Annotated in this window: 9 protein-coding genes; 3 read left to right on the top strand and 6 right to left on the bottom strand. The window is 54.3% G+C overall.

Annotated elements, in window-relative coordinates:
* Window positions 1-43: 43 nt before the first annotated feature.
* The 3 genes from rplL to rpoC all read left to right on the top strand — a co-directional run bounded on the left by rplL (window position 44) and on the right by rpoC (window position 9,057).
* Window positions 44-409 carry a 50S ribosomal protein L7/L12 gene (gene rplL, locus ACMWJS_RS14620; protein ID WP_002445276.1) on the top strand — a complete coding sequence of 122 codons (366 nt, stop codon included), beginning with the start codon at window positions 44-46 and terminating at the stop codon, window positions 407-409.
* A 319-nt stretch (window positions 410-728) separates the two neighbouring features.
* Window positions 729-4,757 (top strand): DNA-directed RNA polymerase subunit beta, encoded by a 4,029-nt coding sequence (gene rpoB / locus ACMWJS_RS14615; protein ID WP_045909524.1) that lies wholly within the window; start codon window positions 729-731, stop codon window positions 4,755-4,757.
* A gap of 76 nt (window positions 4,758-4,833) precedes the next feature.
* The gene (rpoC, locus tag ACMWJS_RS14610; protein ID WP_414747238.1) at window positions 4,834-9,057 is read left to right on the top strand and encodes a DNA-directed RNA polymerase subunit beta'; all 4,224 of its coding nucleotides are present in this window, start codon (window positions 4,834-4,836) and stop codon (window positions 9,055-9,057) included.
* 57 nt (window positions 9,058-9,114) lie between these two features.
* Here the strand turns inward: rpoC and ACMWJS_RS14605 are convergent, their stop codons facing one another.
* The 6 genes from ACMWJS_RS14605 to thiS all read right to left on the bottom strand — a co-directional run bounded on the left by ACMWJS_RS14605 (window position 9,115) and on the right by thiS (window position 13,895).
* Window positions 9,115-9,432: a PTS lactose/cellobiose transporter subunit IIA gene (locus ACMWJS_RS14605; protein ID WP_008503455.1), complete on the bottom strand. Its 318-nt coding sequence runs from the start codon at window positions 9,430-9,432 to the stop codon at window positions 9,115-9,117.
* A complete protein-coding gene (locus ACMWJS_RS14600; protein WP_008503456.1) occupies window positions 9,432-9,740 on the bottom strand; it encodes a PTS sugar transporter subunit IIB in 309 nt (102 codons plus the stop codon). The genes ACMWJS_RS14605 and ACMWJS_RS14600 overlap by 1 nt, the downstream gene beginning before the upstream one ends.
* Window positions 9,741-9,920: 180 nt before the next feature.
* Window positions 9,921-11,462 (bottom strand): sensor domain-containing diguanylate cyclase, encoded by a 1,542-nt coding sequence (locus tag ACMWJS_RS14595; protein ID WP_048030764.1) that lies wholly within the window; start codon window positions 11,460-11,462, stop codon window positions 9,921-9,923.
* A gap of 336 nt (window positions 11,463-11,798) precedes the next feature.
* Entirely contained in the window at window positions 11,799-12,926 is a 1,128-nt protein-coding gene (gene thiH / locus ACMWJS_RS14590) for a 2-iminoacetate synthase ThiH (RefSeq protein WP_196365538.1), read from the bottom strand.
* The gene (gene thiG / locus ACMWJS_RS14585) at window positions 12,923-13,693 is read right to left on the bottom strand and encodes a thiazole synthase (protein WP_063622995.1); all 771 of its coding nucleotides are present in this window, start codon (window positions 13,691-13,693) and stop codon (window positions 12,923-12,925) included. Before thiG ends, thiH begins: the two co-directional genes overlap by 4 nt.
* Before the next feature lies 1 nt (window position 13,694).
* Window positions 13,695-13,895, bottom strand: coding sequence for a sulfur carrier protein ThiS (gene thiS, locus ACMWJS_RS14580; RefSeq protein ID WP_032644502.1), 201 nt, complete (start codon window positions 13,893-13,895; stop codon window positions 13,695-13,697).
* Between the last annotated feature and the right edge of the window lie 43 nt (window positions 13,896-13,938).

Raw genomic sequence — 13,938 nt, 5'->3', positions numbered from 1 at the left:
TTGCTTACGTATAAACTTATTCTGATTTTCAGGAACAATTTAAATGTCTATCACTAAAGATCAAATCATTGAAGCAGTAGCAGCTATGTCCGTAATGGACGTTGTAGAGCTGGTTTCTGCAATGGAAGAAAAATTCGGTGTTTCTGCTGCTGCTGCTGTAGCTGTAGCTGCGGGCCCGGCTGAAGCTGCTGAAGAAAAAACTGAATTCGACGTAATTCTGAAAGCTGCTGGCGCGAACAAAGTTGCTGTTATCAAAGCAGTACGTGGCGCAACTGGCCTGGGTCTGAAAGAAGCTAAAGACCTGGTAGAATCTGCTCCAGCTGCGCTGAAAGAAGGCGTGAGCAAAGACGACGCAGAAGCACTGAAAAAATCTCTGGAAGAAGCTGGCGCTGAAGTTGAAGTTAAATAAGCCAACTTTTCTGGTTGCAGCCTAAGTCATTAGGCTGATGGCTGGTGACTTTTTAGTCACCAGCCTTTTTGCGCTGTAAGGCATCAGTAGCATTTCACACTGTTTGACTGCTGATTGTCCTGACAATGCATGTTTCTATCGACGACTTAATATATTGCGACAGGGTGCTCGCTCTGTGTAAATCGCGACGAAATGATTTAAGCGTGATAGCAACAGGTATTGCGGAAAGTATTCAATTTTCCGGTCCACAAAATGGTGTTGCACAAACTGTCCCTTCGTCGGACAGATGGGTCGACTTGTCAGCGAGCTGAGGAACCCTATGGTTTACTCCTATACCGAGAAAAAACGTATTCGTAAGGATTTTGGTAAACGTCCACAAGTTCTGGACATTCCATATCTCCTTTCTATCCAGCTTGACTCGTTCCAGAAGTTTATCGAGCAAGATCCTGAAGGGCAGTACGGTCTGGAAGCAGCCTTCCGCTCCGTGTTCCCGATTCAGAGCTACAGCGGTAACTCCGAGCTGCAGTACGTCAGCTACCGCCTTGGCGAACCGGTGTTTGACGTTCAGGAATGTCAGATCCGTGGCGTGACCTATTCCGCACCGCTGCGCGTAAAACTGCGTCTGGTGATCTACGAGCGCGAAGCGCCGGAAGGCACCGTAAAAGACATTAAAGAACAAGAAGTCTACATGGGTGAAATTCCACTCATGACTGACAACGGTACTTTCGTTATCAACGGTACTGAGCGTGTTATCGTTTCCCAGCTGCATCGTAGCCCGGGCGTCTTCTTCGACAGCGATAAAGGTAAAACACACTCTTCCGGTAAAGTACTGTATAACGCACGCATCATTCCTTACCGTGGTTCCTGGCTGGACTTCGAGTTCGATCCAAAAGACAACCTGTTTGTCCGTATCGACCGTCGTCGTAAACTGCCTGCAACCATCATTCTGCGTGCACTGAACTATACCACTGAGCAGATCCTGGACCTGTTCTTTGAGAAAGTGATCTTTGAAATCCGCGACAACAAGCTGCAGATGGAGCTGGTGCCGGAACGTCTGCGTGGTGAGACCGCGTCGTTCGACATCGAAGCCGACGGCAAAGTGTATGTGGAAAAAGGTCGCCGTATCACCGCGCGCCACATCCGCCAGCTGGAAAAAGATGATATCAAACACATCGAAGTTCCGGTTGAATACATTGCAGGAAAAGTAGCCGCGAAAGATTACGTTGATGAATCAACTGGCGAGCTGATCTGCCCGGCGAACATGGAGCTGAGCCTGGATCTGCTGGCTAAGCTGAGTCAGGCTGGCCACAAACGTATCGAAACGCTGTTCACCAACGATCTGGACCACGGTCCGTACATCTCTGAGACTGTACGCGTCGACCCAACGACCGATCGTCTGAGTGCGCTGGTTGAAATCTACCGCATGATGCGTCCAGGTGAGCCACCAACTCGCGAAGCGGCGGAAAGCCTGTTCGAGAATCTGTTCTTCTCCGAAGACCGCTACGATCTGTCTGCGGTTGGTCGTATGAAGTTCAACCGTTCTCTGCTGCGCGACGAAATTGAAGGTTCCGGTATCCTGAGCAAAGACGACATCATCGAAGTGATGAAGAAGCTCATCGATATCCGTAACGGTAAAGGCGAAGTGGACGATATCGACCACCTCGGCAACCGTCGTATCCGTTCCGTCGGCGAAATGGCGGAAAACCAGTTCCGCGTTGGCCTGGTGCGTGTAGAGCGTGCGGTGAAAGAGCGTCTGTCTCTGGGCGATCTGGATACCCTGATGCCTCAGGATATGATCAACGCCAAGCCGATTTCTGCAGCAGTGAAAGAGTTCTTTGGTTCCAGCCAGCTGTCTCAGTTCATGGACCAGAACAACCCGCTGTCTGAGATTACGCACAAACGTCGTATCTCTGCACTCGGCCCAGGCGGTCTGACCCGTGAACGTGCAGGCTTTGAAGTTCGAGACGTACACCCGACGCACTACGGTCGCGTATGTCCAATCGAAACGCCTGAAGGTCCAAACATCGGTCTGATCAACTCCCTGTCCGTGTACGCACAGACGAACGAATACGGTTTCCTTGAGACGCCGTACCGTAAAGTGACTGACGGTGTTGTAACCGACGAAATTCACTACCTGTCTGCTATCGAAGAAGGCAACTACGTTATCGCTCAGGCGAACTCCAACCTGGATGACGAAGGCCACTTTGTAGAAGATCTGGTGACCTGCCGTAGCAAAGGCGAATCCAGCTTGTTCAGCCGTGACCAGGTTGACTACATGGACGTATCCACCCAGCAGGTGGTATCCGTCGGTGCGTCCCTGATCCCGTTCCTGGAACACGATGACGCCAACCGTGCATTGATGGGTGCGAACATGCAACGTCAGGCCGTTCCAACTCTGCGCGCTGATAAGCCGCTGGTTGGTACCGGTATGGAACGTGCTGTTGCCGTTGACTCCGGTGTTACTGCAGTTGCTAAGCGTGGCGGTACCGTTCAGTACGTCGACGCATCCCGTATCGTTATCAAAGTTAACGAAGACGAGATGTATCCGGGCGAAGCAGGTATCGACATTTATAACCTGACCAAATACACCCGTTCTAACCAGAACACCTGTATCAACCAGATGCCTTGCGTATCTCTGGGTGAGCCAGTTGAGCGCGGCGACGTGCTGGCAGACGGTCCGTCCACCGACCTCGGTGAACTGGCGCTCGGTCAGAACATGCGCGTAGCGTTCATGCCGTGGAACGGTTACAACTTCGAAGACTCCATCCTCGTCTCCGAGCGTGTGGTTCAGGAAGATCGTTTCACCACCATCCACATTCAGGAACTGGCATGTGTGTCCCGTGACACCAAGCTGGGGCCAGAAGAGATCACCGCTGACATCCCTAACGTGGGTGAAGCTGCGCTCTCCAAACTGGATGAATCCGGTATCGTTTACATCGGTGCGGAAGTGACCGGCGGCGACATTCTGGTAGGTAAGGTTACGCCTAAAGGTGAAACCCAGCTGACGCCAGAAGAGAAACTGCTGCGTGCCATCTTCGGTGAGAAAGCGTCTGACGTTAAAGACTCTTCTCTGCGCGTACCAAACGGTGTTTCCGGTACGGTTATCGACGTTCAGGTCTTCACTCGTGACGGCGTTGAGAAAGATAAGCGTGCGCTGGAAATCGAAGAGATGCAGCTCAAACAGGCTAAGAAAGACCTGTCTGAAGAACTGCAGATCCTCGAAGCGGGTCTGTTCAGCCGTATCTATGCGGTGCTGGTTGCCGGTGGCGTTGAAGCTGAGAAGCTCGACAAACTGCCACGCGATCGCTGGCTGGAACTGGGCCTGACCGACGAAGAGAAACAAAATCAGCTGGAACAGCTGGCTGAGCAGTATGACGAACTGAAACACGAGTTCGAGAAAAAACTCGAAGCGAAACGCCGCAAAATCACTCAGGGCGACGATCTGGCACCAGGCGTGCTGAAGATTGTTAAGGTGTATCTGGCTGTTAAACGTCAGATCCAGCCTGGTGATAAGATGGCAGGTCGTCACGGTAACAAGGGTGTTATCTCTAAGATCAACCCGATCGAAGATATGCCGCACGATGCTAACGGTACGCCGGTAGATATCGTACTGAACCCACTGGGCGTACCGTCTCGTATGAACATTGGTCAGATCCTGGAAACTCACCTGGGTATGGCTGCGAAAGGCATCGGCGACAAGATTAACGCCATGCTGAAACAGCAGCAGGAAGTCGCGAAACTGCGCGAATTCATCCAGCGTGCCTACGATCTGGGTACCGACGTGCGTCAGAAAGTCGACCTGAACACCTTCAGCGATGAAGAAGTGCTGCGTCTGGCAGAGAACCTGCGCAAAGGTATGCCAATTGCAACGCCGGTATTCGACGGTGCAAAAGAAGCTGAAATTAAAGAGCTGCTGCAACTGGGTGGTCTGCCAACGTCTGGTCAGATTACGCTGTTTGACGGCCGTACCGGTGAACAGTTCGAACGTCCGGTAACCGTAGGTTACATGTACATGCTGAAACTGAACCACCTGGTCGACGACAAGATGCACGCTCGTTCTACCGGTTCTTACAGCCTGGTTACTCAGCAGCCGCTGGGTGGTAAGGCACAGTTCGGTGGTCAGCGCTTCGGGGAGATGGAAGTGTGGGCGCTGGAAGCATACGGCGCGGCATACACCCTGCAGGAAATGCTCACCGTTAAGTCTGATGACGTGAACGGTCGTACCAAGATGTATAAAAACATCGTGGACGGCAACCATCAGATGGAACCGGGCATGCCAGAATCCTTCAACGTACTGTTGAAAGAGATTCGTTCGCTGGGTATCAACATCGAACTGGAAGACGAGTAATTCTCGCTCAAACAGGTCACTGGTGCCGGGTTAATCCCCGGCACCGGATTGTGCTAACTCCGACGGGAGCAAATCCGTGAAAGATTTATTAAAGTTTCTGAAAGCGCAGACTAAAACCGAAGAGTTTGATGCGATCAAAATTGCTCTGGCTTCGCCAGACATGATCCGTTCATGGTCTTTCGGTGAAGTTAAAAAGCCGGAAACCATCAACTACCGTACGTTCAAACCTGAGCGTGACGGCCTTTTCTGTGCGCGTATTTTCGGGCCAGTAAAAGATTACGAGTGCCTGTGCGGTAAGTACAAGCGCCTGAAACACCGTGGTGTGATCTGTGAGAAGTGCGGCGTTGAAGTGACCCAGACCAAAGTACGCCGTGAGCGTATGGGCCACATCGAGCTGGCGTCTCCGACTGCTCACATCTGGTTCCTGAAATCCCTGCCGTCCCGTATCGGTCTGCTGCTGGATATGCCGCTGCGTGATATCGAACGTGTTCTGTACTTCGAATCTTATGTGGTTATCGAAGGCGGGATGACGAACCTGGAACGTCATCAGATCCTGACTGAAGAGCAGTATCTGGACGCGCTGGAAGAGTTCGGTGACGAATTCGACGCGAAGATGGGTGCGGAAGCTATTCAGGCCCTGCTGAAGAGCATGGATCTGGAGCAAGAGTGCGAGCAGCTGCGTGAAGAGCTGAACGAAACCAACTCCGAAACCAAGCGTAAAAAGCTGACCAAGCGTATCAAACTGCTGGAAGCGTTCGTTCAGTCTGGTAACAAGCCAGAGTGGATGATCCTGACCGTTCTGCCGGTTCTGCCGCCAGATCTGCGTCCACTGGTTCCGCTGGATGGTGGTCGTTTCGCAACGTCCGATCTGAACGATCTGTATCGTCGCGTGATCAACCGTAACAACCGTCTGAAACGTCTGCTGGATCTGGCTGCGCCGGACATCATCGTACGCAACGAAAAACGTATGCTGCAGGAAGCGGTAGATGCCCTGCTGGATAACGGTCGTCGTGGTCGTGCGATCACCGGTTCTAACAAACGTCCTCTGAAATCTTTGGCCGACATGATCAAAGGTAAACAGGGTCGTTTCCGTCAGAACCTGCTCGGTAAGCGTGTTGACTACTCCGGTCGTTCTGTAATCACCGTAGGTCCATACCTGCGTCTGCATCAGTGCGGTCTGCCGAAGAAAATGGCACTGGAGCTGTTCAAACCGTTCATCTACGGCAAGCTGGAACTGCGTGGCCTGGCCACCACCATCAAAGCCGCGAAGAAAATGGTTGAGCGTGAAGAAGCTGTCGTTTGGGATATCCTGGACGAAGTGATCCGCGAACACCCGGTACTGCTGAACCGTGCACCAACCCTGCACCGTCTGGGTATCCAGGCATTTGAGCCGGTCCTGATCGAAGGTAAAGCTATCCAGCTGCACCCGCTGGTTTGTGCGGCATATAACGCCGACTTCGATGGTGACCAGATGGCTGTTCACGTACCGCTGACGCTGGAAGCCCAGCTCGAAGCGCGTGCGCTGATGATGTCTACCAACAACATCCTGTCTCCAGCGAACGGTGAGCCAATCATTGTTCCTTCTCAGGACGTTGTACTGGGTCTGTACTACATGACCCGTGACTGTGTTAACGCCAAAGGCGAAGGCATGGTGCTGACTGGCCCGAAAGAAGCTGAGCGTATTTATCGCGCTGGCCTGGCCTCTCTGCATGCGCGCGTTAAAGTGCGTATCACCGAATACGAAAAAGATGCAAACGGCGAATTCGTTGCGAAAACCAGCCTGAAAGACACGACCGTTGGCCGTGCCATTCTGTGGATGATCGTACCGAAAGGTCTGCCTTTCTCCATCGTCAACCAGGCGCTGGGCAAGAAAGCGATCTCCAAAATGCTGAACACCTGTTACCGCATTCTGGGTCTGAAGCCGACCGTTATCTTCGCTGACCAGACAATGTACACCGGCTTTGCGTATGCAGCGCGTTCAGGTGCATCTGTTGGTATCGATGACATGGTCATCCCAGAGAAGAAACACGAGATCATCTCTGAAGCGGAAGCCGAAGTTGCTGAGATCCAGGAGCAGTTCCAGTCTGGTCTGGTTACCGCGGGCGAACGCTATAACAAAGTTATCGATATCTGGGCCGCGGCGAACGATCGTGTATCCAAAGCGATGATGGATAACCTGCAGACCGAAACCGTGATTAACCGTGACGGCGTAGAAGAGCAGCAGGTTTCCTTCAACAGCATTTACATGATGGCCGACTCCGGTGCGCGTGGTTCTGCAGCACAGATTCGTCAGCTGGCAGGTATGCGTGGTCTGATGGCGAAGCCAGATGGCTCCATCATCGAAACGCCAATCACCGCGAACTTCCGTGAAGGTCTGAACGTACTCCAGTACTTCATCTCCACGCACGGTGCGCGTAAAGGTCTGGCGGATACCGCACTGAAAACAGCGAACTCCGGTTATCTGACGCGTCGTCTGGTTGACGTTGCGCAGGACCTGGTTGTGACCGAAGACGATTGTGGCACCCTCGAAGGTATCACCATGACCCCGGTTATCGAGGGTGGTGATGTTAAAGAGCCACTGCGCGATCGCGTTCTGGGTCGTGTAACCGCGGAAGACATTCTGAAGCCGGGTACGGCAGACATTCTGGTTCCACGCAACACGCTGCTGCATGAGCACTGGTGTGACCTGCTGGAAGCGAACTCTGTTGACTCCGTGAAAGTCCGTTCCGTTGTATCCTGTGACACCGACTTTGGTGTATGTGCACACTGCTACGGTCGTGACCTGGCGCGTGGCCACATCATCAACAAAGGTGAAGCCATCGGCGTTATCGCGGCACAGTCCATCGGTGAGCCGGGTACACAGCTGACGATGCGTACGTTCCACATCGGTGGTGCGGCATCTCGTGCGGCTGCTGAATCCAGCATCCAGGTGAAAAACAAAGGTAGCATCAAGCTCAGCAACGCGAAGTCGGTTGTGAACTCCAGCGGTAAACTGGTTATCACTTCCCGTAACACCGAGCTGAAGCTGATCGACGAATTCGGTCGTACCAAAGAGAGCTATAAAGTGCCTTACGGTGCGGTTATGGCGAAAGGTGATGGCGAGCAGGTTGCCGGCGGTGAAACCGTTGCAAACTGGGATCCACACACCATGCCGGTTATCACCGAAGTAAGTGGTTTCATCCGCTTCACTGACATGATTGACGGCCAGACCATTACTCGTCAGACCGACGAGCTGACCGGTCTGTCTTCTCTGGTGGTTCTGGATTCTGCTGAACGTACTACCGGTGGTAAAGATCTGCGTCCTGCACTGAAAATCGTTGATTCTCAGGGTAACGACGTTCTGATCCCAGGTACCGATATGCCTGCGCAGTACTTCCTGCCGGGTAAAGCGATTGTACAGCTGGAAGATGGCGTACAGATCAGCTCTGGTGACACCCTGGCGCGTATTCCTCAGGAATCCGGCGGTACCAAGGACATCACCGGTGGTCTGCCACGCGTTGCGGACCTGTTCGAAGCGCGTCGTCCGAAAGAGCCTGCAATCCTGGCTGAAATCAGCGGTATCATCTCCTTCGGTAAAGAGACCAAAGGTAAACGCCGTCTGGTTATCACACCAGTAGATGGCAGCGAACCGTACGAAGAGATGATTCCTAAGTGGCGTCAGCTCAACGTGTTCGAAGGTGAACGTGTAGAACGTGGTGACGTGGTTTCCGATGGTCCAGAAGCACCGCACGACATTCTGCGTCTTCGTGGCGTACACGCGGTAACGCGTTACATCACCAACGAAGTACAGGACGTTTACCGTCTGCAGGGCGTTAAGATTAACGATAAGCACATTGAAGTTATCGTTCGTCAGATGCTGCGTAAAGCAACCATCGAAAACGCGGGCAGCTCCGAGTTCCTGGAAGGCGAGCAGGTTGAATACTCACGCGTCAAGATCGCTAACCGCGAACTGGAAGCGAACGGCAAAATCGGTGCGACCTTCTCGCGCGATCTGCTGGGTATCACCAAAGCGTCTCTGGCAACCGAGTCCTTCATCTCTGCAGCATCGTTCCAGGAAACGACTCGTGTCCTGACCGAAGCCGCTGTTGCAGGTAAACGTGATGAACTGCGCGGTCTGAAAGAGAACGTTATCGTGGGTCGTCTGATCCCGGCTGGTACCGGTTATGCGTACCATCAGGATCGTATGCGTCGTCGTGCTGCGGGCGAACTGCCAGCTGCACCGCAGGTGACTGCTGAAGATGCATCCGCGAGCCTGGCAGAACTGCTGAACGCAGGTCTGGGTGGTTCCGACAACGAGTAATCGTTGAGCCGCTAATAAAAAACCCGCCTCGGCGGGTTTTTTTATATCTACATGTTTTCAATTCACCAACGGGATCCGGCGATAAAGCTCAATCATATCGCCTGCCAGGTCCTGAATGACCATGGCGTTCATCAGGTGATCCTGAGAGTGAACGGTGATCAGGTTAACCGGAAGCTTCCCGGTCCCCTCATCAAGACCAATAAGCTGCGTCTGTATGGTGTGCGCATGCTTCACATATTCACGCGACTCTTCCATCGCTTTTTCAGCTTCGTCAAACTCACCTTTACGCGCCATCTGCAACGCCGTCAGGGCCGCACTGCGCGCCGCGCCTGCGTTAACAAGCAGTTCCATAATCGTGGTTTCTAAGTCTTCCATTATGACTCCAGAAGTTTGAGCGCTTTATCCAGTACGGCATCACCTTTCATCATGCCGTAATCCATCATGTCGATCACCGCGACCTTTTTACCTAACGGGTCGGCCTGTGCCTGTAATTTAGCCTGCTCGTATTTAACCTGTGGCCCCAGTAATACGATGTCGGCCGTCGCGATGTTGTCTTTAAACTCCGCAACCGGAACGGCTTTAATGGTGACTTCAACCCCTTTTTTCTGCGCGGCGTCTTTCATACGTTGAACCAGCATGCTGGTTGACATTCCCGCTGCACAGCATAAAACGATGTTCTTCATAATCAGCCTCGATCTACATGTGTTTATTGATAATTATCCCGTGCAGACCGCTTCAACAACCGCTTTACCGCGATTGTGTGTCAGGCATCACAAAGAAACAGGCGATTTTCTGAAACCGGTTACAATTTTACACTGGCGGGTACCCGGCCCGTCGAAACGGGCAGGGTGAAGGAGAGAGGATTAGCTGATGGATGTGCGAATGATGCGGTTTTTTCCCTGCTGTTTGGCGCTGTAGAGGGCGTTATCAACGCTTCCGACGAATTGTTCCAGCGGCTCAAAATGCCACTCTCCAAGACCACCGCTGAACGTAACGCGCAGGTTTTCTTCCCGCCAGACGCGATTTTCAACGGCGGTACGCCACGCTTCCAGCAAGGAGAGCGCGGAAGACATCTGCTCCGCCTGGAAGATGACCGCGAACTCTTCTCCACCATAACGGTAAACCGAAACATGATGTGGCTGCATAATCTGGATCCCTTCCCGAGCCACGTTGCGCAGAACGATATCACCGGTCAGGTGACCCAGCGTGTCGTTAATTGACTTGAAGTTATCGATATCCACCAGCGCCATCGCGAAAGGCTGCTGGGTATTCAGCAGCTCTGCGACATCGCTGTCGAACGCGCGGCGGTTTTTACAGCCCGTCAGCGCATCGTGGGTGGCCTGGCGCACATACGCCATTTCGCGCTCTTTATTGGACTGAATCGTGTGGCTCAGCATCGCTTCCAGGCGCGGCGCCTCGCTGACATCGCCGGTTTTGATGGCATTGATAATGTGCATCAGCACGCTACGCGAGGCGTGGCGGAGGTATAAGCCGAAAAGGATGATGATGATGGCCGCCAGCGCAAACCCCCAGCCAACGATCGTCGTTTCGTGGCGGGTAATATCGGTGAGCGTCGCGCCGGATACCCGGTAGATGACAAACCAGTCCGGGTTGGTAAACGAGTAGTAGTAATACCAGGCGTTGCTTTTCTTGTCGTAAAGATGACCTTCGCCGCTGGTCATTTTGTCCATCAGCGCTTCGCTCACATACTGCTTGAAGAGCGCGCCGGTATCCGGATGCAGCACCACAGCACCATCGCGTTCGACGACGAAGAATTCCCCCTGAACGGGCGCCACCATCTGGCGCAAGGTGAAGCCCATGGAGGTCAAATCGAGATGGAAAGCGAGCGTTCCCTTCAGTCTCCCTTCAGGCGAAATCAAAGGTTTATAAAGGGTCACCGTCGGATGACCGGTGAAGTAGTCCATGTAAGGACGGGTATAGTGGCTGAAGATGCTGGCTTCCGCCTGAGCGACAAACCACGGTCGCGTCCGGGGATCGAAGGTTTTACTCGTCTCCGTGGGGAGCACTTCCGGTGCGCGGAGATAATGCCCCTGCGTGTCCGCCAGCGAGATGGAGGAGACGGTCGGCATCAGGTTTTGCAGATGCATCATCATCTGCAGTCCTTGCGTCGGGTTGACGTTGAGCGTCTCGTTTAGCCTGTCGTCGCGCGCAAAGTACATCGCGGAACGGCCCAGGATATAGTCGTTTTCACGCAGGATAGATTCGGTGTAGTTCACCGCCAGGTTGTGCGTGAAGTTGCTATTGATCTTATGATAATCCTCAAGAAAATCCTTCCGTTGCGAAAGCGTCACCGCGATCGCGATCACCGCAAAACTGCAGAGGATCCCCGCGAAGCTGAGCATAATGGGCCGGGTAAAAGAGAGCTTTTTGCTGTGAAGTGCCATGAGCTGTACATCGTTCCTGATGGTGAATACTTTTCGTCTGCCGATATCCTCTCAGCATAGTCGCTGTCCTGCGGTTAGCGGTGAATTATACGGCACACGATTTCTGACGGGATGATTTATCTTAAGAACCATTAAGAAAATACTTATTAAACTGGCTGGGACCGTTTGTGCAATGCACCAGAGGCAGGGCGAAACGAGGAAGAAGCTTTTCGCCCTGGTCAGCATCCGTTGCTGACCGTGTGACAATAAAAAACCGGACGATCGCTGACAATCCTCCGGTTTTGCCTTTTCGTTGCGCCTCGACAATTTTTTAACGTGTTGCAGTGCGTTTCAACGTCACTGCGAGGCTCTTCCCAGCCAGCTGTCCCAGTCTTTCCAGACAGGCTGCAGACCCTGCGCCGTCAGGGCGGCAGCGACCGCTTCCGGACGTCGGCCATCATGCGGTACAAACTGTTCCAGCTCCGGACGATCGTCGGCGTAGCCGCCTGGCTGCGTTTTGGAAAATGCGCTGACGTTGTTAATCGCAAGCGGGATAACGCGATCGCGAAACGCCGGGGACTCGCGCGTTGAGAGCGATAATTCCACTTCCGGGGCAAGCAGGCGAAACGCGCAGATGGTCTGCACCAGCTGGCGTTCATCCATCAGAGAAGCCGGTTCAATTCCTCCCGCGCAGGGACGCAGGCGCGGGAAGGAGATGGAATAACGGCTCTGCCAGTAGCGTTGTTGAAGCCACAGCAGATGTTCCGCCACCATGTAACAATCCACCCGCCAGCTGTCGGAGAGCCCGATCAGCGCACCCAGACCGATTTTGTCGATGCCGGCGCGACCCAGCCTGTCGGGCGTTTCCAGGCGGAAAAAGAAATCCTGTTTCTTGCCTTTCAGGTGGTGCCGGGCGTACGTCGCCTCGTGGTAGGTTTCCTGATAGACCATAACGCCGTCCAGCCCGAGCGTTTTGAGCTCCGCGTACTCCTCCTGCGACAGAGGCTGCACTTCCATCTGCAACGACGCAAACTGACGGCGAATGGCGGGAAGGTGTTGACGGAAATAGTCCATTCCTACCTTCCCCTGATGCTCGCCCGTGACCAGCAGAAGATGTTCAAAGCCCATTTCACGGATGGCTGCACACTCACGGGCAATCTCGCCCGCATCAAGAGTTTTACGCCTGATGCGGTTGCTCATGGAGAAGCCGCAGTAGGTGCAGTCATTGGCGCACAGGTTGGAGAGATAGAGCGGCACGTAGAAGCTTACCGTGTTGCCAAAACGCTGGCGGGTGAGCCGCTGCGCTCGCTGAGCCATCGGTTCGAGGTACGCGCTGGCCGCCGGGGAGAGCAGGGCCATCAGATCCTCGCGGGTCAGCTGACGGGCATGCAGCGCGCGCTCCACGTCTGCCGCCGTTTTGCTGTTAATGCGCAGGGCAATGTCGTCCCAGTTAAGCTGTCGCCAGCGCTCGGTAAACGTGCTCATGAGATCGCCTCCAGAAAACCGGTCAGCGGGCTGGTGGCCTGCGCCTGGAAACTGCGCGAGCCGGGGCCGGATCCCCTTGCCAGCAGGCCGGCCTCCACGGCCAGGCGGAATGCCCGCGCCATCATGACCGGATCGTCGGCAACCGCGATAGCCGTATTGACCAGCACCGCGTCAGCCCCCATTTCCAGCGCCTGCGCGGCATGGCTGGGCACGCCAATGCCCGCATCCACCACCACCGGTACGGTAGCCTGCTCAATAATGATTTCCAGCATCGCGCGGGTCTCCAGCCCCTGGTTGGAGCCAATGGGGGCCCCCAACGGCATGACGGCGGCGCAGCCGACCTCTTCTAGACGTTTGCACAGCACCGGGTCGGCCCCGCAGTAAGGCAGAACGGTAAATCCTTGCTGAACCAGCTTTTCAGCCGCTTTCAGCGTTTCAATCGGATCGGGCAGCAGCCAGCGGGCATCCGGATGGATTTCCAGCTTCAGCCAGCCGGTGCCGAGCGCTTCACGCGCCAGCTGTGCGGCAAAAATCGCCTCTTCGGCGGTTTTCGCTCCGGAGGTGTTGGGCAGCAGCGTCACGCCTGCTTCCAGCAACGGAGCCAGAATGGCATCGCTGTGATGGCGCAGATCCACGCGCTTGAGCGCCAGCGTCACCAGCTGGCTGCCGCTTTCACGAATGGCATCCACCATCAGCTGCGGCGAGGCGAATTTTCCGGTTCCGGTAAACAGATGCGAATCAAAAACCTTATCGGCAATACGTAACATCTCAGCCCCCTGCGATAACCTGAAACAGCAGGATCTGGTCGCCTTCATTGACCTGCTGATGTTCCCACTGCTCGCGCGGCAGGATCTGTTGATTGAGCGCCAGCGCCGTTCCCGGCTTGAGCTGACGCAGCTTGTCGAGCAGTGCGGCAACGGTAAGCCCGTCGTCGCATCTCATCGGCTCATCGTTAAACAGAATGCGCATCGCGGCCTCCGCATACCGGGCAGCGGCTGGCGCGGCGTAACGC

Origin of the sequence: Enterobacter sp. HK-058-C-ECC, from assembly GCF_047531125.1 — a bacterium.
Lineage (GTDB): Bacteria > Pseudomonadota > Gammaproteobacteria > Enterobacterales > Enterobacteriaceae > Enterobacter > Enterobacter quasiroggenkampii.
This window is presented reverse-complemented; position numbering and strand designations above follow the sequence as displayed.